The sequence below is a fragment of the Acinetobacter sp. CFCC 11171 genome (assembly GCF_003268405.1).
In the GTDB taxonomy this organism is placed as follows: Bacteria; Pseudomonadota; Gammaproteobacteria; order Pseudomonadales; family Moraxellaceae; genus Acinetobacter; species Acinetobacter amyesii.
In genome coordinates this window covers 52,145-71,963 of sequence record NZ_LQXP01000013.1, presented here as the reverse complement: position 1 = coordinate 71,963, position 19,819 = coordinate 52,145, and the positions used below count along the sequence as shown (strand labels likewise).

Sequence of the window (19,819 nt, the reverse complement as noted above, 5' to 3'; positions counted from 1 at the left end):
AACTCAACACTGTTTGGCACAGCAGCGTGATGCTGATGTCGTGAGCACATTTAAAAAATATCTTAGCCGAAAAACTCTCGTCACAAATCAAAACATTGTCATTACTTGTCGCATAGAATTTTCAGTCTTAGACTAAAGCTCATATTCACAATAAAAATAATTGCTTATGAACCTGTGGCAGCTTTTCCAAAAATTACGTCCATTTGTACAGCCATACCGCTGGCTGGTGGTCGTGACGCTGATCTTGACCTTAATTGGCTCACTCACGGCACAGGTGAATGCCCTGACACTCAAATATGCTGTAGACAGCATCAATCAGATTTTACAACAAGGCCTCGGTCTAGCGAATGGTTGGCATATATTAATCACCATCACCGTAGTCTTACTGGGAAAAGAAGTCATCAATGCCATCGTGCAATTTGGACAAAAATCGTTTGGTGAAAAATTACGTATTTTAATTTCTCAGGATTTGTCCCAAGGCATTATTGAAAAATTTATCACCTATCGATTGGCATTCTTCGATCAACAAGACAACCAAGCAGGCAAACTCCAAACTCGAATTGATCGGGGGGTTAGCTCGCTCACACGACTGGTTCAAATCTTTTTTATTGATATTTTACCGCTATTTACCAGTGCGATTATTGCACTGGGCTTAATGTATTATGCCAATGTTTGGGTTGGCGTGGTGGCCACAATTATCGTGCCGATTTATTTTTGGCTGACCTTCAAACAATCACAAAAACTGGCAGGCAAACGCCGTGCCCTACGCGATAATTTTGAAAAGAAAAATCAAGGTATTCTGAGTATTATCAATTCGATAACGGTCATTAAATCTTTTAACAAAGAAGCCGTCGAATCGAAAAAGCAATTAAATCTGCAAAAGTCGCTGACTGAAAACCAGATGCAGACACGGCAAACTAGTTATATCTTTGACGGACTCAAAACCTTTATTGAACAGGTCGGTGTAGTGCTGATCATCATTCTGACGGCCTATTTTGTTTTGGATGGGCAAATGAGTATCGGGATGATTATGTATCACGTGTTGTTATTTAATAATGTCTCTGCCCCGATTCGCTCGCTGCATCGTATCTATGATGAAATTAACTCTGCGATGATTTATTCAGAAAGCTTCTTTAACATCTTAGAAGCGGATCATGAAATTGAAACCAGTGGCACTGCTCAACCTCCGATTCAAGGTCAGTTTGAATTAAGCAATGTCGACTTTAGCTATCCCAATGGTTTTCAGGCATTGCACCGTATCAATATGACCATCCAACCAAATAAAATTACCGCCTTGGTTGGTTTATCTGGCGCTGGAAAATCGACATTAATTAGCTTACTGGATAAGTTTTATCATCCTCAAGCGGGCAATATCAAACTTGATGGCATCGATTTAGAACAGATTGATACACAGTATTTACGTGAAAATATTGGTTTGGTTTTACAAAAAAATCATATTTTCCCAGGTTCAATTTTTGAAAATATTCGCTATGGCAAAAGTACAGCCACAGAGCAAGAAGTCTTTGATGCAGCACGAAAAGCCTCGATCCATGATCAGATCTTAAAACTGCCACATGCCTATGAAGCCGATGCTTTACTGCTCTCAGGTGGACAGCAACAGCGCATTGCCTTGGCACGCATGTTCCTAAAAAATCCGCCGATTATTTTCTTAGATGAACCGACTGCAAGTTTAGATGCTATCGCGGCTGAACAAATTAAAAATAGTCTGGATCAAATTAAGCAAGGGCGTACCGTTATCATGATTTCGCATAGTTTGTCGCAAATTATCGATGCTGATTACACCTATGTGATGAAAGACGGACAAATCGTAGAACACGGGGAGCATCATAATTTGTACCATCAAGAAGGTGCCTATAAGCAAATCTTTGATGCGATGGCAAAAAGTTTGAATATTGACAAAATTGCCCGAACTTTTGAGGAAGACGAAGAAACACATAGTTAATTTTAGACCGAAAAAGCCCATCGTTTGATGGGCTTCGTTCATCTTGATGTTAATCAATTAACGCTGAACTTTTTGCTCAATTTCTTCAACACTGGTGTGACGAACATCTAGACCTTTCACCATATAAATCACTTGTTCAGAGATATTTCGAGCATGATCACCAATACGTTCAAGTGAACGCAGCACCCAAAGTACATTCATGACCCGAGTAATGTGGCGTGGATCTTCTATCATATACGTCATGAGGGTACGGGTTGCCGATTGGTACTCGCGGTCAATATCAGCATCGGCCAAAAGGACACGTAAAGCCTGATCCACATCCAAACGTGCAAAGGCATCGAGCGCATCATGAATCATCACGCGGACTTGGTTGCCAATATGACGTGTTTCCATATAACCACGCGGTGAACCACCCTCTTCACACAAGCTTTGTGCAATACGGGCAATTTTTGCCGCTTCATCACCAATCCGTTCTAAATCGGTGTTGGCTTTCGACATCGCAATCACCATGCGCAAATCAATCGCAGCAGGATGACGACGCGCCAAAATCAGGGTAAGCGCTTCATCAATTTCAGTTTCCATACGGTTCACCGTATTGTCTTGAAATTGAACATCAATCGCCATCGTTGCATCCGTATCCAATAAGGCATGAATGGCATTTGTAACCTGCTGCTCCACCAAACCACCCATGGTCATAAATTTGGTATGCACATCCTGCAACTCTTCATTGAATTGCGAAGAAATGTGATGATTTAAAACAGGATTATTAGGCAAAGCGAGTCTCCACTACAACGTGAATCGGCAGATTTTAGTGCCATATTAAAGCATATTGATTGTGAAACTTTTATGACCATGGCCTATTTCTTTAGTAGGATCGATGGCTGATTTTTCTGATCGACCAACCATGCATTCATTTCCACTAAATCAGCTTCCGTTAATTTCCCAACGGAGGCTTTGAGTTGCAGTACATGTATTAAATAATCGTACTTGGAATTTAAATAATCTTGACGGGCTGAAAAGGCATTACGCTGTGCCAGTAGCACATCAACCATGGTTTTCAGGCCTTCTTGGTACTGGGCTTGTGAGGCCAAAGACACTTGCGCGGAAGAATCCATCGCGGCTTTACGTGCCTGTAATTTACTTTGATCCGTTTCGACTTGCATATATGATTTTTTTACATCGGTTTGTGCTTTTCGAATCGCTGCATCCACCTGAGCTTGGCTTTTCTCAACATTGATCGACGCTTGCTTAATGGATTTCTGTGTCCGTCCGCCATTAAACACATTCCAGTTCATTTCAATCCCCACCTGATCAAATTGACCATCTTGCGACATGATGGATTGTGGACTTTGCTTGTTATACCCATAGGTCCCTACCGCTTCAATCTGAGGATATAAGGCGGCTTTTTCGACACGTTTACCATCTTCCGCATAACGTTGTTGCATACGCGCTTGTAAAATGCCTAGGTTCTGCTCCTGAGCCAGTTCTTCCCACGCTTGTATATTGTTTGGAATCGGTTTTTCAAACTGAAAATCTTCACGTAACACCGCCAAATTTTCTCGATATGGCCCAATCAACTGTTGTAATTGTTCCTGCGCCAAAACCAATTGAACATTGGTTGCCATGCGGTTGGCCCGAGCATTTTGATATTGAGCATTGGCTTCGCTGACATCACTTTTTGCCACCAAGCCTTCTTTTAATTTAGCATTCATCATGCGCAGCTGTTCAGATAGCGCCTGTTCTTCTTGTAAGTTGGCAACCGTCAATGCTTGCTGACGTAGGACATTAAAATAAGCTTCAGAGACATTTAAAATATGATCTTGTTTTTGAATCCGCAGATTGATTTCACTTAAGTTAATCGAGGTCTTGACTTGCTTCAGCCCCTCCCATGCATCCCAACGAAAAATGGGCTGACGGGCAGTGAGCGCAATTTGTCTTGTTGTGGTGCTGTCTGGCATGATCAGCCCTGCTTGAGCGCCACTTTGGTTGGAATTTTGATTTTTTCGGGTCACATTTCCGGAGATTGTTACCGTCGGGAGTAAGTTCCCATTGGCAATCCCCAAATTCAATTTATCCGCTTCATATTGTAGTTTATTGGCTTGCCAATTGGGGTCTTCTTGTTTTGCACGTTCATAAGCTTGCACAAGATCTAGCGCACACGCCCATTGACTCGTGAAAAGCAAACAAAGACCCACCACAACTTTTTTGTTCATTTTTTTTGTAAATTCCTAATATTCAAATACCCGAGATTGAATATTCAAGCCTAAAACTAAGCAGATACTAATCATATCCTTGCAAATTTCCGTATGATTTTTATTAATTTTTTATATCAAATGCGACAAAACCGGATAATTTCAGTCGTTTTCGGACACTACTCACAACGCTATAACAAAGAACTGTACAATAGTACACATATTGCACGTGTTTCATCTATAAAATAGTCGACATTCCATCGGACAATACCACTTCTATAGCGCATCGAGTTCCTGTGTCAAATTTTTTTCAGCTGCCTGCAAAGTTTAGTGCAATGTTTTTATGTTTCAGTATGTTGAATGGATGCCAACAACAGCCTGAACCTCAACCTGCACCAGAGTTTCCCAACAATAAGACTGTTCAAAAAGAAGCAGTCGATTTGTCTTTGCTGTGCAGAAAACTTGAAAAAAACATGCTGGAAATAGACGATCAACGAACAACTTTCGCTTTAGAACAAATCAACCAAGATCTCAAAGTCTGCTTACCGCTATTAAAAGCGGACGAACAAAAAAAATTACTGCGTTTGTCCAATCAAATGTATCGCAACTTTTTACATGTTGAACGTACAGCTCAACAGCAAATGGCGTTCGAACAATTTGCCTTTGATATGGCTCAGCATCCCACCATTCAACAAAATCATTATGAGCAGCTCACTGCCCGAGATCAGTATTTACTGAAACATAAAGGCCAAGCTTATGTGGAGTTGTTCGATGCAGGTGAAGGACAATTACGCTATCGCCGCAGTCCTGAATATTTAGCCAAAATTTTTGCGCCTTATATGGAAGAATCTGAGCAAGTCTTTATTGAAAAACTAGCTGAACAAAATGCACAACCCGCCTTGCTGCAACAAAGTTTAGCCATTGAGCCGCAAGAGATTGCGACACGTGCAATTTTTTGGGAAGACTATCTCAAACAATATCCAGATAGCCCCTACAAAAAAGATGCACAACAATTGCTATATCAATATAGCAAATTGTTATTTATTGGTTCGGCACATAGTCCAGTTTCCAATGACTTTTCAGACCGCCTCAGTATTCAAGCCAGTTCTTTGGAAGAAATTGAACGCTTGGCTCAATTAAAAAACTCCAAATTGGCAGATCAGGCGCGTTTATTTTTAAAATTATTAGATCAAAATACTGCTGCATCTAATCAGCGATCAGAAGCGCAGCTGTTGAATTTAATTGGTGTCCGCAATCCTGATCCGCATTATAAGAAAGACTGTTTTAGTGACGCCATCTGTGTAAATCAGTCCTCTACTTAGCCAATGCAAGTTCAATTGCACACGGGCCTAGCCAAAATTCTGCACTGCAAAATCGATGAAAAATAACACTGTTTTAAAACAGCCTTCATGCTAATATCCGCACAAAGCTTGACGGAGCGCAGGTAATTTCCTGCTGAGATCATCTAAATTTAGTTCGCTAAATTTAAGGATGAGTACCGTTGAACCTGATCAGGTTAATACCTGCGTAGGAATCAAGCCATCTAAAAACTTAAGCCCTTCTTATCTCTTGGTTTTACGCCTTTATTTTCAGGTGAATCCATCAGATAAACTGCCACGTTTTTGGTCGTGCTTGATTCGTTGATGTCATTCATAAGGATCATTGTAATGAACCAATTAACGAATCTCACCGCTTCAGATCGCGCTGCTCAACATGAACAAGATGCTAAAGATCTCACCCGTATTCTCCCCGCGTCAAAAAAAGTCTATATCCAAGGCTCACGTCCAGATATTCGCGTACCAATGCGTGAGATCAGTCTTACAGATACGCCTACAGGTCTGGGTGGAGAAAAAAATCTACCGATTATGGTCTATGACACCTCTGGTGCTTATACCGACCCCAATATTCAAATTGACCTGAATCAAGGTCTACCTAATGTCCGTGAATCTTGGATTGAGTCACGTAATGATACGGAAATACTCGATACCTTGACTTCAAAATTTGGACAAGAGCGTCTTCGAGACATCCGCACTGCAGAGATTCGTTTTGCGCATATTTCAAAACCCCGTCGCGCTCGTCGTGGACACAATGTGTCTCAAATGCACTATGCCAAACAAGGCATCATCACCCCTGAAATGGAATACATTGCGATTCGTGAAAATCAGCGCCAGCGTGAAGGTGTTGATATGCGCCAACATGCCGGTCAAAATTTTGGCGCACGCAATTTAACTGAAATCACCCCAGAATTTGTACGTCAAGAAGTAGCTGAAGGTCGTGCCATTATCCCTGCCAACATTAACCACCCTGAATGTGAACCGATGATTATTGGTCGTAACTTCTTGGTGAAAATCAATGCCAACATTGGTAACTCAGCACTTGGTTCAAGCATCGATGAAGAAGTGGCAAAAATGACTTGGGCAACTCGTTGGGGCGCTGACACCATCATGGATTTATCGACAGGTAAAAATATCCATGAAACCCGCGAATGGATTATTCGCAACTCCCCTGTACCGATTGGCACCGTGCCGATTTACCAAGCTTTAGAAAAAGTTGATGGTGTCGCAGAGGACTTAACCTGGGAAATTTTCAAAGACACACTGATTGAACAAGCCGAGCAAGGTGTCGATTATTTTACGATTCACGCAGGCGTACTGCTTCGTTATGTTCCACTCACCGCCAACCGTTTAACAGGTATTGTGTCACGTGGCGGATCCATCATGGCGCAGTGGTGCTTAGCGCATCATGAAGAAAACTTCCTGTATACGCATTTTGATGAAATCTGCGAAATCATGAAAGCCTATGATGTGTCATTCAGTTTAGGTGATGGTTTACGTCCAGGGTGTATTCAAGATGCCAACGATGAAGCTCAATTTAGTGAATTACGCACCTTAGGTGAATTGACTCACCGTGCATGGGAACATGATGTACAAGTCATGATTGAAGGCCCGGGCCATGTCCCAATGCATATGATCAAAGAAAATATGGATCTACAACTCGAGGTATGCAAAGAAGCGCCTTTCTATACCCTTGGACCACTCACCACCGATATTGCCCCGGGCTATGATCACATTACCTCTGCGATAGGTGCAGCAATGATTGGTTGGTACGGCACGGCTATGCTGTGTTATGTGACCCCGAAAGAGCATCTAGGTCTACCAGATAAAAAAGACGTCAAAGATGGCATTATCACCTACAAAATTGCAGCCCATGCCGCAGACCTTGCTAAAGGTCATCCCGGTGCGCAGGCCCGTGATAATGCATTGTCGAAAGCACGCTTTGAATTCCGCTGGGAAGACCAATTTAATCTGAGCTTAGACCCTGATACAGCGCGCAGCATGCATGATGAAACCATGCCGAAAGAAGCACATAAATCGGCCCATTTTTGTTCGATGTGTGGACCTAAATTTTGCTCGATGAAAATCACACAAAATGTGAGAGATTATGCAAAAAATCAGCAAGATATGCAGCTTTCTTCAGAATCTAATCCTGAAATTGAAACAGGTTTACAGAGCATGAAAGCGGCCTATCATGAACATGGTCAAAAGTTGTACCACAAAGTGTAAAGCTTAAAAAAAATCTTTTGTATTCAACAAAATCTCGGTTAGGATGAAATGGAAGATTTCATCCTAATTAGCGCTTATGAATATTATTAAACAGGCCACATATAACAAAAAAGATTACAGCATTGAAGGGCGTGAACATCTTTATAAAGGCTTTATTCAAGTTGAAAAAGTTCAGCTTCGACACCGCTTATTCCATCAAGACAGCATGATTCCAACCATTCAGCGTGAATTGATTCATCGTCCTGAAGCAGCAGGTGTGCTGATCTATAGTCATCAACAACAAAAATTTGCCTTAATTGAACAATTCCGCATTGGGGCGATTGATGATGAAACTTCGCCATGGCAACTAGAGATTATTGCCGGCGTGCTCGATGGTGATGAATCTGCTGAAAGCTGCATCCGCCGTGAAAGTTTGGAAGAATCAGGCTGTGAATTAGATGCACTACAGCATTTATTTAGTTTTTATCCCTCTGCGGGTGCCTGCGCGGAATTATTCCACCTTTATAGTGCTGAAGCAGAACTGCCTGAACATGGAGGAGTCTTTGGCATGCCTGATGAAGGAGAGAATATTCAATTGCATATCTTAAACTATGCTGATATTCCTGAATTATTAACCAATGGTCGGCTAAAAAACGCACCTGTCATTATGGCCTTGCAATGGTTACAACAACAAATACATACTACAAGGAATGTCTAAGGGGAAGGACATGACTTTAAGGGATACACCACAATACGACTGGACACTGATCCAGATCTCGGACACACATTTAATGGATCAGGAAGATCTTGAATTTGTCCGCATGAATCCAGAGCAGAGTTTTCACGATGTGATTCAACAAATTCAGTTGAACCATCATCACATCGATACGCTTGTCCATACTGGCGATCTTGCACAAGTACCGGTAGAGCGTACTTATGCGCGTTATCTCGAATATATGCAACAGCAGCCGTTTCCGTTTTATCAGATTCCGGGGAACCATGACGAAGCGTCTTGCTTCCCATTTCATCAACAGAAAGATCGGGCACACTGCATCGCATTAGGCAATTGGTGTCTGATTTTACTGAACAGTGCGGTCAAAGGAAAGGTCGATGGTTGGGTATCACAACAGCAGTTGGAACAATTAGATCAGTTACTCACAGCACACCCACAGCAACACATCATTGTGGCATGCCACCACCACCCTTTTGCCATGCAATCGCATTGGATAGATCAGCATAAACTAAAGAACGCTGAACATCTCATAGATGTGCTTTCACGCCATGACAATGTCAAAATTGTACTATGCGGACACGTACATCAAGACTCGTCTAATCAATGGCGCAATATTCAGTTTTTATCGACGCCTTCGACCAGTGTTCAGTTCAAACCGCATAGTGAAAATTTTGCCTTAGATGAGGCTTTACCAGGGTATCGTGCACTCTATCTGAATGATAATGGTGAATTTAAAACTGAAGTTGTTCGGGTCAAATTAAAACAACCTCAAATTAATGTTGAAATTTCAGGTTATTAACTTTTCAATTTGATTTTTTTGCTTTACTTTATGGCTTCTAAAGGAAAAGTGATAGTTAGAATCCAAACATCAAAGACTATCAATAAGCAGAAAAAGTCTATATGATGACGACCCCCACAGAAGGAAACTCTGTGTTGGGTGGATAAAAAACTTGCATATCACCATATTTTTTGCGTATAGATATATGCATATGATGAGGAATGCCCTACATGGCGAATGACAACCAAAATCAAGTCTTAGACGAACAAACTGATGTAGTAGACGAAAAGTCTACCAAACGCGTGCGCAAATCAAAGCCAAAGGCGACTGAAGGTGGTTCTACTGCAAGCTTATTTGGTATTGAACCTTATCAGCCTAAAAAGAATGAAGAATACATGTCTGAAGGGCAACTTGAGCATTTCCGTCACATCTTATTGGCGTGGAAAGCTGAGTTAATGTCTGAAGTAGACCGTACTTTGAATACCATGCAAGACGAAAATACTGCGCTTCCAGATGTGAACGACCGTGCAACGCAAGAAGAAGAATTTGCGATTGAACTTCGTACACGTGACCGTGAACGTAAACTGATCCGTAAAATTGAACAATCAATTGAAGCGATCAAAAATGATGACTACGGCTTCTGTGAAACGTGTGGTATCGAAATTGGCTTACGTCGCCTAGAAGCGCGTCCAACAGCGACTTTATGTATCGACTGCAAAACACTTGCAGAGATCAAAGAGAAGCAAAATAACGGTTAATTCTGTGTTGAGTAATTCCTCTCTAGCCCTCCCTTTAGATAAGGGAGGGAAAGCTGCAGAGCATTACGTGGGTCGGTTTGCGCCATCGCCAACCGGCCCTTTGCATTTTGGCTCTTTAATTACAGCAGTCGCAAGCTACTGCGATGCCCGTGCCCATCAGGGGCAATGGTTGGTTCGTATCGAAGATACCGACATTCCACGTATATTTCCCGGCAGCGAAGAACATATCTTACGTTGTATTGATGCATTTCAATTCGAACCAGATGCCGAGATCATTTTCCAAAAAGACCGCTTAGAAATCTATGAGGAAGTCATTGCACATTTGTATTCCCAAGACTTGATCTATGCTTGTCAATGCACCCGAAAAATGCTTGGTTCGAATCATATCTATCAAGGTACATGTCGTAATCTTGGCCTTCCTCTTCAGGATCAGGCCATTCGAATCAAAGTCGATGCACAGAACATTTGTTTTACCGACCGCTTACAAGGGATGCATTGCTCCAATCTGCAACAGGATTTGGGTGACTTTGTCTTAAAACGCCGTGATGGCATTATCAATTATCAACTTGCTGTCGTGGTGGATGACTACCTACAGGGGATGACCCATGTTGTACGTGGGGCTGATCTTTTGGACAATACCGAACGTCAAATTTGGCTCGGACAGGTTTTGGGTTATCCGCGCCTTGAATACATGCACTTGCCATTGGCAATGAATGATCAGGGACAAAAACTGTCAAAACAGAATATGGCTCAAGCTCTTGATTTAAACCAAGCAGCACCTTTATTGCAACAAGCATTGCAAGCCCTACACCAACCGCCAGTCGACTTGGATACGCCACGTATTATGCTACAACAGGCGATTGCGCAGTGGGATATTCAACAAATTCCCCATGGCACAGCATTGCCTCAAATCTATCAATAAACCCACATCCCTATCTGAGCCAATCACTCGATATTCAATTGAATTATGCTTTAATAAAGTGATCAATCGACCATTGGAGAGCCTAATGTTTTTTATTTTTGGAGTTGGTCCGAAAACCAAAGTCATTGAAAAGAGCCAATTTACTTGCCCTGTCTGCCGCAGCAGAACTCAGTATGAGTTGAAACAGCAACGTAATTATTTTTCTTTATTTTTTATTCCATTGATTCCACTATCTAAAGCCAAGGCGAGCTTGGTCAAATGTCTCCATTGTGGAACGGAGATGCCGGCGAGTGTACTGCACCATGCATCTCCCGATCCGCAACGAGATACGAATTTAGAAGCTTGATTCTTCTTTACTTGGGTTCACTTCTTTGGTCGTCGCATCGATCTTTAAGATCAGACTCACCATAACCGCACAGATAATCAAAGAAGACCCCCCATAACTAATAAACGGTAAGGTCAAACCCTTGGTTGGAAGCATGCCCATGTTCATGCCTGCATTCACCAAAATTTGCAGCAAGAAGATAATACTAATGCCATAAGCCAAGTAGCCTGCACGTAAATACTGATGACGCAAGGCACGATGACCAATGCGAATACAGCAGACCAACATCACAAATGATAGCGTCAATACGGTCAAAATTCCAAAGAAGCCAAATTCTTCACCCAAAACCGCCAACATGAAGTCGGTATGTGCCTCAGGTAAATACGACATTTTTTGAATACTATGACCTAAGCCGACACCAAACCATTCACCGCGACCAAAAGCCATTAATGCATTCGACAACTGGTAGCCTGCGCCTAATGGATCATTCCATGGATTTGAGAAGGACATCAAACGCTCTAAACGATAAGGTTCAAATAAAATCAAGAACACAAAGGCCATGATGATCGCACCAAAGGCAATTGCGAACTGAATCAACGGTGCACCTGCGAGGAAGAATACCCCTAGCATGGTTAAGGCAATCACCACAGTCGCCCCTAAATCGGGCTCTGCCATGACCAAACCGACAGTTGCAGCCATAATCACTGCCAAACGCACCAAGCCCTTAATATTATTACGGACTTCTTCGGCACGTCGTACCACATAGTCCGCGGTAAATATCGCCATCATGACTTTGGCGACTTCCGAAGCCTGTAAGGTGAAACCAGCAATACGAATCCAACGCTTAGAACCATTGACTTCAGTACCCACCGCCAATACAGCAGCCAGTAAGATAATCGTGATAATCCATAAAAAGAAAGTGTTATTAAACCAAACATTTAACGGCACTTTATAGGCGATATAGGCGGCGGCGGCGGCAGCGGCAATCGAAATCCCGTGTCGTGAAATGTAATGGAAGGCATTTTCATGCATGCGTTCTGCATAAGGCATCGATGCAGATGCCACCATGATCGAACCAATACACAACAATGCCAAAACACAGAACACCAGAACATTGCGCACGTTGACCTCGGCAGGTAACCGAGGAAGCCAACGCTCTACAACTTCATTTATTCTATTTATGGTCGTCTGAGCCAACCCAGCCATACAACTTTCCTTATCGTTCTTTTAAACGAGTGCATTCACACAATCAACAAATTGGTGTCCACGCTCACTGTAGCCTTTAAACATATCAAAACTTGCGCACGCTGGAGACAATAACACCACATCATTGGCTACCGCATTTTGTTGGCACAGCTCAACCGCTTGTTTCAAACTTTCAGCATGAATCAGCGTGGTTGTCCCTTCAATCGCTTTTTCAATAATTGGACGATCTTCACCAATCAATACCGCAACTTTGGCATATTTTGAAAGTGAATCACGCAGCGCAGTAAAGTCCTGCCCTTTGCCTTGACCACCTAAAATAATCGCCACTTTACCGCCTTTGGCTTCAATCGCAGCACCTAGACCATCAATCGCAGCTAAAGTCGCACCAATATTGGTACCTTTAGAGTCGTTATAATAACGAACACCATTCACTTCTTTGACAAATTCACAGCGGTGCTCTAAACCTTTAAAGTTTTCAAAGTTTCCAACATGCCTGCTAGTGGCAAACCAATCGCTTCACCCAAAGCCAAACATGCCAAGCGTTTGCCACATTATGAGTCCCTTGGATATACATGTCCGCACTTTTCAGTAAACGCTCACGACCACGTGCCAACCAAATTGTGCCATCAGTATCACGTAAAATACCAAACTGATTCATATCCGGTGCATTTAAGCCAAAGCTTTGCATTGGAGTAGCATCTGGAACCAATGGACGTGTTAATGAGTCATCACGGTTATACACCACTTTTTTCACCGCTTGGAAAATACGATGCTTCGCAGTGTGATAGCCCATCATATCGCCATGACGGTCCAAATGGTCTTCACTCATGTTTAACACAACAGCAACCTCTGCAGCCAAGTTCGACGTGGTTTCTAATTGAAAACTTGAAAGCTCTAAAACATAAAGTTCAGGATCATCTTTGGTGAGATCCAAAGCCGGACGACCCAAGTTTCCACCCACTGCCACTTTTTTGCCTGCATCTGCTGCCATGAGACCAAATAAAGTCGTTACGGTACTTTTCGCATTCGAACCTGTAATCGCGACAATTGGCTTATCTGTCGCACGACGTAAAATTTGAATTTCTGAAACCACAGGAATGTTGGCTGCAATGGCCGCCTGAATTTGTGGTAATTTTGGATCTAGCCCTGGACTGATTATAATTTCTTCTGCTTGAAGTAATAAATCTTGATCCAACTGACCGAAACTGGTTTGTACATCACTTGGAATTTGATCATGACCCGGTGGAACTGCTCGTGAATCGGTGACTGCAACGCGGTAGCCATGGCTATGTAAGAAATTCACTGCGGAAACACCAGAAATCCCTAATCCGGCAACAACCTTCAATCCACCACGCTGTATTAACATTTTCGCCCCATTTTTTGGTCGGTTTTTAAATCTGACAAAATGTTAGCACTTTGCTGTTTTGAATGCTTTTTATGTTTTCACTTTCTCGCAGTTTTTTTGTGTCCGCTCGTAAAAAAACGCCCATCTTGGGCGGTTTCTTCAAGCAATTGACGGTGAGCTTATTTCCATTTCACCGCTTGTACTTCAGCTTTTTTTGCAGATGAATTATCCGAAGCTGAACATCCACAACCGCCTGCACAGCCTGCGACCATTTTGGGCTTTAACCATTTGGCTAAACTGTTCCAACCGCGGTTTGCACAGTGCCCAGATAAAGTTGTGAAGACTGAGTTCGATGTTTTTGGAAATACCTTCTTAAACACCACGACAGCACTCCAAATCACCAATATCGCAATAATTATTGATTCAAGCATGTCTCTCTCCTTTGTTCAGCTTTTGCCATTCAAGATTCACTATCCAAAATAGCGTGTTGCAATTTGATACGTGATGAATGCCATTAGATAAGCCAAACCAAATAAATAGATAGTCATGAAACTCACCGTTTTCAAGGAGCCAGTTTCACGTTTAACTGTCGCCAGTGTCGCCAAGCAATGTGGCGCATAAATAAACCACACCAATAATGATAGACCGGTTGCCAATGACCAACCCAATGACCCATCGCTACTAATTAAATTTGCCAGACCTTGAGACATGGCATCTTCATCTGTTGCAGACAAGGCATACACCGTACCCAATGCCGCCACAACGACTTCACGTGCCGCCATCGCTGGAATTAAGGCAATACAGATCTGCCAATTAAAACCTAATGGTGCAAAGATCGGTTGTAATACATGCCCAAGCATACCTGCCAATGAATAATCAATATCCGGCAAAGTTGCGCCTTCTGGCGGTTGCGGGAAAGTACACAAGAACCATAATAAAATTGATAAAGCGAAGATGATGCCACCAACACGCTTCAAGAAGATCTTGGCACGGTCCAGTAAACCAATCCAAACACTCTTAATATCTGGGAAACGGTAGCTTGGAAGTTCCATCAATAAGGCATGCTGTGATTTATCTTTTTGGAAGAATTTCAGCACTGTTGCCACAATTAAGGCACTCACAATCCCTGCTGCATATAATGCAAATAACACCAAGCCTTGTAAGTTAAAGACGCCCCAGACCATTTGCTGTGGAATAAATGCTGAGATCAGCAAGGCATAAACCGGTAAACGTGCCGAACAGGTCATCAATGGCGCAACTAAAATCGTGACCAGACGATCTCGGGGGTCTTGAATACTCCGGGTTGCCATAATGCCCGGTACAGCACAGGCAAAGCTCGACAGCAAAGGAATAAAAGCACGTCCACTCAAACCCGCTTTAAACATCAGCTTATCTAGCAAGAATGCTGCACGTGGTAAATAACCTGATTCTTCTAAAACCAAAATAAAGAAGAATAAGATAATAATTTGTGGGAGGAAGACAATTACGCCACCCGCACCTTCAATAATCCCTTTAACAACCAAGCTCTGTAGTAATGGATTGGAAATCATGCCACCTGCGGCTTCACCAACCCAATCCTGCACCCATTCAATACCTTCCATAAACGGCGCAGCCCATGCAAACACCGCTTGGAAGATAATAAACATCATCACCGCTAAGGTAATTAAACCAAAGACTGGATGTAGAAAAATTTTATCGAGGAAGTCTGAGCGTTTATCTTCATGATCAACAAACACCACCACGTCTTTTAAAATTTGTTCAATTTTTTCGTGGTTAGTCCCAGAAAGATTGGTATCACTTAATGACGCATCTGGTTTTCTGAAGCCTTCGGCATCCAAAGCGCCCATTAAGTTTTCAATACCTGCATTACGTACAGCAACGGTTTCTACAACAGGAACGCCCAAACGCTGAGACAGCTTTTGGGTATTGATTTGCATGCCACGACGACGTGCTTCATCCATCATGTTGAGGACAAGTAAAATTGGACGACCCAAATCGATCATTTCCATGACCAAACCGAGATGCAATTTTAAGTTTGTCGCATCAACTACACATAAAAAGACATCTTGATGGCCTTCTTCTGCAATTTTACCTTGCACGACATCACGCGTAATCGCTTCATCAGGACTCGTCGCTTCTAAGCTATACGTCCCCGGCAAATCCAAAACTCGAACAGATTTACCCGATGGCAACGTAAATTGACCAACCTTGCGCTCAACCGTTACCCCAGCATAGTTCGCAACTTTCTGACGTGTACCTGTTAAATGATTGAATAATGAAGTTTTACCACAGTTTGGATTACCAACGAGGGCAATACGTAACGCATCACTCATGCTGATGCCCCTTCCATTGCTATTTCCACTTTTTCAGCTTCTATTTTTCGCAGTGCGAAACGAGTAAACCCAACTTGAATTAAAATCGGGTCACCACCAAAAATACCTTTGGTAATCACCTGTACTTTTGTTCCGGGAACAAAACCCAAAGTCTCTAAACGGCTAGCGACTAAATCAGCCGGAGCATTGTTGCCATTCTGGTTACGATGTACCTTATGAATGACTGCGCTTTGTTTCACTTTCAAATCAGATAATCGCACGCAACTAACCCTAAAAAATTTTGAATATTATACAAACAAATGAGAATAATTAACAAATCGGATTCGATTTCAATTCTCATTTAACAATCTAGCATCGACACGACTATTTTTTTAAATTACATTGCATTAAACCATTGTGATTTCTTGGTTTAATTTCGAAAATGAGCGGCACATGTTAAATAAAAAACCACGTATTCCAACCCCAGTCCAAATTCCAGAATCACTCAGTTTTTTACACGGATATCGTGATCATTTAATAGCTCAAACCGTCAGTCCACACACTCGAAATGCATATTTATCTGATTTAATTCAATGCAGTGAGTGTCATACGCATGTCATGACTGATTGGAGCAGTGACGACATTTCAGATGTCTTGCTTAGCCTGACTAAACAAGGAAAAAGCCCTCGCTCGATCGCCCGCTCACTTTCTGCACTGCGTTCATTTTTCAAGTTCTTGCGTGAACAAAAAATACGCAGTGACAATCCTGTTGCAATCCATAAAACACCCAAATTGGGTCGTGCCCTACCAAAGGACTTATCCGAAGCAGATGTCGAAGCCCTGATTAATGCCCCAGACCTCAACACCGCATTGGGTCTACGTGATCGTGCCATGCTCGAAGTGCTGTATGCCTGTGGTTTACGTGTCTCTGAGTTATTAAATTTAAGATTAGAACTGATCAATCTGAAACAAGGCTATTTACGGATTACTGGTAAAGGCAATAAAGAACGCTTAGTTCCTTTAGGTCAAATGGCGGTGGAATGGATCGAGAAATATTTAGCCGAATCACGCCCCGTCTTATACAAAAGCGCAACCGATGCTTTATTTCTCACTCAACTCGGTGGAATGATGAGTCGCCAAAACTTTTGGTACGCGATTAAACGCTATGCGCTCATTGCAGGCATTCAAGCCGAATTATCACCACATACCTTACGCCACGCCTTTGCCACGCATTTGCTCAACCACGGTGCCGACTTACGTGTCGTGCAGATGCTGCTCGGCCACAGTGACTTGTCTACCACGCAAATTTATACCCATGTCGCGCAGGTTCGTATGCAAAAATTACATGCAGACTATCATCCGAGAGCTTAACGGCAGGAAATATCAGACCAAGAAGTTCTATTGTGCCCGATATTTTTTGCTATGCTTACTCACCTGTTTGATAAAGCTAAAAGAAAAGGGTTGTTTATGTTATTTACCCGTTCAAAAATTTTTCTCGCATCGACACTTGTTGCCAGTATGGCGTTAGTGGCTTGTTCTAATTCAAATAATGACGAAAAGAAAGATGCGACATTAACGGCAAGTACGCCTGCAACTGGTGAAGCTTCGAATTTATCTGAACGTAATGCTCAGCAGCGTTTAATTGATACTTTGCAATCCAATCTGCAAAAAGCCAATATCAATGCCAAAGTCACTGGGGTGAAAGCGACTGAAGTTCCTAATTTGTTTTGGGTAAGCTTTGAAGGCATGCCTGCGGTCTATGCTACAGCTGATGGTAAATACATTTTCCAAGGCGACGTGGTTCGTTTAGGTGAAAAACAACTCTTTAATGTAGGCGATACCCTACAAGCAGAGGCCAACAAAAAATTATTTGATCAATTAAAAACTGAAGACCTACTGATCTATAAAGCCAAAGGTAAAACCAAACACGTGGTTTATGTGTTTACCGATGTCAGCTGTCCTTATTGCCACAAATTACATGAACAAATGGATGATATTAATGCCCGTGGCATTGAAGTCCGTTACATCGCTTGGCCACGTGGTGAACAACACATGCCAATGATGGAAACTATCTGGTGTAGCAAAGACCGTCGTGCCGCATTTGATAAAGCCATTGCCGGTGAGCAAATCGAGCCAGCATCATGTAAAAACCCTGTGCGCAACATGTATGAAATGGGTCTAAATATTGGTGTGAATGGTACGCCAGCGATCTATAACGCAGAAGGCAAACACATCGGTGCTTACATGTCGGCTTCCGAACTTGAAAGTGCGCTTAAATAACTAATTTTTATAGGCTAAATGAATGTTTTTTATGGGTAGGAATAAAGTGATTTCTACCCTAGAGTCCGAACGTTTTTTTAGCTATGATCTAAACTCACTTAAAGCAATGATGAAATAAATGGAGTGTGACGTGAAACCAGTTCGTCTGGCAATCCTCGGTCTTGGTACTGTGGGTGGTGGTGCCCTTAAACTACTAAAAGAAAATGCTGCTGAGATTAAACGTCGCACCGGTCGTGAAATTGAAATTACCCATGTGGGTACGCGTCGCCCTCGTCCTGATTTAGAACTGCCTGCTTCAGTGAAGCAAAGTGCTGATTTATTGGATATCGTCCGTCAACCCGATGTAGACGTTGTAGTTGAAGTTATGGGCGGCATTCACCCTGCGTATGAAGTGATTCGTGAAGCAATCGTTCATGGCAAACAAGTGGTCACAGCCAACAAAGCTTTATTAGCTGAACACGGTAATGAATTATTTAAATTGGCCGATGATCATCACGTTCAGATTGCTTATGAAGCAGCTGTCGCAGGTGGTATCCCAATTATTAAAGTCCTCCGTGAGGGTTTGGCAGCCAATAAAATTGACTGGTTGGCTGGTATTATTAACGGTACTGGTAACTTTATCCTGACTGAAATGCGTGAAAAAGGTCGTGCCTTTGCAGACGTTCTCAAAGAAGCGCAAGAACTCGGTTATGCAGAAGCAGATCCTACATTCGACGTCGAAGGGATCGATGCGGCGCACAAGTTAACATTGCTGGCTTCTATTGCTTTTGGTATCCCACTCCAATTTGACAAAGTCTTCACTGAAGGCATCAGCAAAGTTACTGCGCAAGATGTCAAATATGCTGAAGACCTTGGTTTCCGTATTAAACATTTAGGTATTGCACGTCGTGCTGCAACAGGTATTGAGCTTCGTGTACATCCAACGCTGATCCCTGAAGACCAACTGATTGCCAATGTAAATGGCGTTAAAAATGCCGTATTGGTTCAAGCCAATGCCGTTGGCCCAACGCTTTACTATGGCGCAGGCGCAGGTGCAGGCCCGACCGCATCAGCCGTAGTTGCTGATATTGTTGATATTGTCCGGGACATCTCCTATACCGAAGATGGTGCTGGCACAATTCCACAGCTTGCGTTTGAAGCCCTAACTGATTTACCAATTCTTCCACGTGAAGAAATGACCACTGGATACTACATCCGTATTAATGCCGAAGATCAAACTGGCGTTCTTGCTGATGTGACGACGATTTTAAGCCGTGCGGGAATCAGCATCGATGCGATCATGCAACAACCGCGCTTAAAAGATCTTATTCCTATCGTGATTCTGACTGATCCAGTCAAAGAATCTAAAATGGATGAAGCACTTCAACAAATTCAAGCATTGCCTGTCATTCATGGCGAAATTGTACGAATTCGTTTAGAATCGCTTGATAATTAATCGGGTCGAGGGGAATATTTCAGTTCCT

Annotated in this window: 17 protein-coding genes, 1 pseudogene and 1 riboswitch; of the genes and pseudogenes, 11 read left to right on the top strand and 7 right to left on the bottom strand. The window is 42.5% G+C overall.

Annotated elements, in window-relative coordinates; all coding sequences use genetic code 11:
- Positions 1–166 precede the first annotated feature (166 nt).
- Entirely contained in the window at positions 167–1,963 is a 1,797-nt protein-coding gene (locus AVJ20_RS08300; protein WP_111884868.1) for an ABC transporter ATP-binding protein, read from the top strand.
- A 57-nt stretch (positions 1,964–2,020) separates the two neighbouring features.
- On the opposite strand, the gene phoU is transcribed toward AVJ20_RS08300, so the two are convergent.
- Positions 2,021–2,737, bottom strand: coding sequence for a phosphate signaling complex protein PhoU (gene phoU / locus AVJ20_RS08295; protein WP_111884867.1), 717 nt, complete (start codon positions 2,735–2,737; stop codon positions 2,021–2,023).
- 83 nt (positions 2,738–2,820) lie between these two features.
- Positions 2,821–4,176, bottom strand: coding sequence for a TolC family outer membrane protein (locus tag AVJ20_RS08290; protein ID WP_111884866.1), 1,356 nt, complete (start codon positions 4,174–4,176; stop codon positions 2,821–2,823).
- Positions 4,177–4,508: 332 nt separating this feature from the next.
- Here AVJ20_RS08290 and AVJ20_RS08285 point away from each other — a divergent pair, with 332 nt between their 5' ends.
- The 7 genes from AVJ20_RS08285 to AVJ20_RS08255 all read left to right on the top strand — a co-directional run bounded on the left by AVJ20_RS08285 (position 4,509) and on the right by AVJ20_RS08255 (position 11,234).
- Positions 4,509–5,477: a hypothetical protein gene (locus AVJ20_RS08285; RefSeq protein ID WP_228157186.1), complete on the top strand. Its 969-nt coding sequence runs from the start codon at positions 4,509–4,511 to the stop codon at positions 5,475–5,477.
- A gap of 102 nt (positions 5,478–5,579) precedes the next feature.
- Positions 5,580–5,706, top strand: a riboswitch (TPP riboswitch).
- 116 nt (positions 5,707–5,822) lie between these two features.
- Complete coding sequence (thiC, locus tag AVJ20_RS08280) at positions 5,823–7,718, top strand: phosphomethylpyrimidine synthase ThiC (RefSeq protein ID WP_078189435.1); 1,896 nt, start codon at positions 5,823–5,825, stop codon at positions 7,716–7,718.
- A 76-nt stretch (positions 7,719–7,794) separates the two neighbouring features.
- Positions 7,795–8,415 (top strand): NUDIX domain-containing protein, encoded by a 621-nt coding sequence (locus AVJ20_RS08275; protein ID WP_111884865.1) that lies wholly within the window; start codon positions 7,795–7,797, stop codon positions 8,413–8,415.
- Between the two features lie 10 nt (positions 8,416–8,425).
- A complete protein-coding gene (cpdA, locus tag AVJ20_RS08270) occupies positions 8,426–9,229 on the top strand; it encodes a 3',5'-cyclic-AMP phosphodiesterase (protein WP_111884864.1) in 804 nt (267 codons plus the stop codon).
- A gap of 209 nt (positions 9,230–9,438) precedes the next feature.
- The gene (dksA, locus tag AVJ20_RS08265) at positions 9,439–9,966 is read left to right on the top strand and encodes an RNA polymerase-binding protein DksA (protein ID WP_078189438.1); all 528 of its coding nucleotides are present in this window, start codon (positions 9,439–9,441) and stop codon (positions 9,964–9,966) included.
- Between the two features lie 4 nt (positions 9,967–9,970).
- Positions 9,971–10,888 carry a tRNA glutamyl-Q(34) synthetase GluQRS gene (gluQRS, locus tag AVJ20_RS08260; protein WP_111884863.1) on the top strand — a complete coding sequence of 306 codons (918 nt, stop codon included), beginning with the start codon at positions 9,971–9,973 and terminating at the stop codon, positions 10,886–10,888.
- A gap of 85 nt (positions 10,889–10,973) precedes the next feature.
- Positions 10,974–11,234, top strand: coding sequence for a zinc-ribbon domain-containing protein (locus AVJ20_RS08255; RefSeq protein WP_078189439.1), 261 nt, complete (start codon positions 10,974–10,976; stop codon positions 11,232–11,234).
- On the opposite strand, the gene ftsW is transcribed toward AVJ20_RS08255, so the two are convergent.
- From ftsW to AVJ20_RS08230, 5 genes and pseudogenes are all read right to left on the bottom strand, one after another.
- On the bottom strand, positions 11,223–12,419 hold the full coding sequence (gene ftsW, locus AVJ20_RS08250) for a putative lipid II flippase FtsW (protein ID WP_111884862.1): 1,197 nt from the start codon (positions 12,417–12,419) through the stop codon (positions 11,223–11,225). The genes AVJ20_RS08255 and ftsW overlap by 12 nt on opposite strands.
- A gap of 21 nt (positions 12,420–12,440) precedes the next feature.
- Positions 12,441–13,785: pseudogene (gene murD / locus AVJ20_RS08245) on the bottom strand (UDP-N-acetylmuramoyl-L-alanine--D-glutamate ligase).
- Positions 13,786–13,943: 158 nt separating this feature from the next.
- On the bottom strand, positions 13,944–14,195 hold the full coding sequence (locus AVJ20_RS08240) for a DUF6587 family protein (RefSeq protein ID WP_111884861.1): 252 nt from the start codon (positions 14,193–14,195) through the stop codon (positions 13,944–13,946).
- Positions 14,196–14,234: 39 nt separating this feature from the next.
- Positions 14,235–16,097: a ferrous iron transporter B gene (gene feoB, locus AVJ20_RS08235; protein WP_111884860.1), complete on the bottom strand. Its 1,863-nt coding sequence runs from the start codon at positions 16,095–16,097 to the stop codon at positions 14,235–14,237.
- Positions 16,094–16,357, bottom strand: coding sequence for a FeoA family protein (locus AVJ20_RS08230; protein WP_111884859.1), 264 nt, complete (start codon positions 16,355–16,357; stop codon positions 16,094–16,096). The genes feoB and AVJ20_RS08230 overlap by 4 nt, the downstream gene beginning before the upstream one ends.
- Positions 16,358–16,529: 172 nt before the next feature.
- On the opposite strand from AVJ20_RS08230, the gene xerD reads away from it, so the two are divergent.
- From xerD to AVJ20_RS08215, 3 genes are all read left to right on the top strand, one after another.
- Positions 16,530–17,447, top strand: coding sequence for a site-specific tyrosine recombinase XerD (gene xerD, locus AVJ20_RS08225; protein WP_111884858.1), 918 nt, complete (start codon positions 16,530–16,532; stop codon positions 17,445–17,447).
- Between the two features lie 96 nt (positions 17,448–17,543).
- Complete coding sequence (locus tag AVJ20_RS08220; RefSeq protein WP_111884857.1) at positions 17,544–18,356, top strand: DsbC family protein; 813 nt, start codon at positions 17,544–17,546, stop codon at positions 18,354–18,356.
- Between the two features lie 130 nt (positions 18,357–18,486).
- Positions 18,487–19,791: a homoserine dehydrogenase gene (locus tag AVJ20_RS08215; protein WP_111884885.1), complete on the top strand. Its 1,305-nt coding sequence runs from the start codon at positions 18,487–18,489 to the stop codon at positions 19,789–19,791.
- Positions 19,792–19,819 lie beyond the last annotated feature (28 nt).

Coding starts and splice junctions, on each gene's coding strand:
- AVJ20_RS08300 (WP_111884868.1), top strand. CDS start 167: ATGAACCTGTGGCAGCTTTTCCAAAAATTACGTCCATTTGTACAGCCA.
- AVJ20_RS08290 (WP_111884866.1), bottom strand. CDS start 4,176: ATGAACAAAAAAGTTGTGGTGGGTCTTTGTTTGCTTTTCACGAGTCAA.
- AVJ20_RS08285 (WP_228157186.1), top strand. CDS start 4,509: ATGTTGAATGGATGCCAACAACAGCCTGAACCTCAACCTGCACCAGAG.
- thiC (WP_078189435.1), top strand. CDS start 5,823: ATGAACCAATTAACGAATCTCACCGCTTCAGATCGCGCTGCTCAACAT.
- AVJ20_RS08275 (WP_111884865.1), top strand. CDS start 7,795: ATGAATATTATTAAACAGGCCACATATAACAAAAAAGATTACAGCATT.
- cpdA (WP_111884864.1), top strand. CDS start 8,426: ATGACTTTAAGGGATACACCACAATACGACTGGACACTGATCCAGATC.
- dksA (WP_078189438.1), top strand. CDS start 9,439: ATGGCGAATGACAACCAAAATCAAGTCTTAGACGAACAAACTGATGTA.
- AVJ20_RS08255 (WP_078189439.1), top strand. CDS start 10,974: ATGTTTTTTATTTTTGGAGTTGGTCCGAAAACCAAAGTCATTGAAAAG.
- ftsW (WP_111884862.1), bottom strand. CDS start 12,419: ATGGCTGGGTTGGCTCAGACGACCATAAATAGAATAAATGAAGTTGTA.
- AVJ20_RS08240 (WP_111884861.1), bottom strand. CDS start 14,195: ATGCTTGAATCAATAATTATTGCGATATTGGTGATTTGGAGTGCTGTC.
- feoB (WP_111884860.1), bottom strand. CDS start 16,097: ATGAGTGATGCGTTACGTATTGCCCTCGTTGGTAATCCAAACTGTGGT.
- xerD (WP_111884858.1), top strand. CDS start 16,530: ATGTTAAATAAAAAACCACGTATTCCAACCCCAGTCCAAATTCCAGAA.
- AVJ20_RS08220 (WP_111884857.1), top strand. CDS start 17,544: ATGTTATTTACCCGTTCAAAAATTTTTCTCGCATCGACACTTGTTGCC.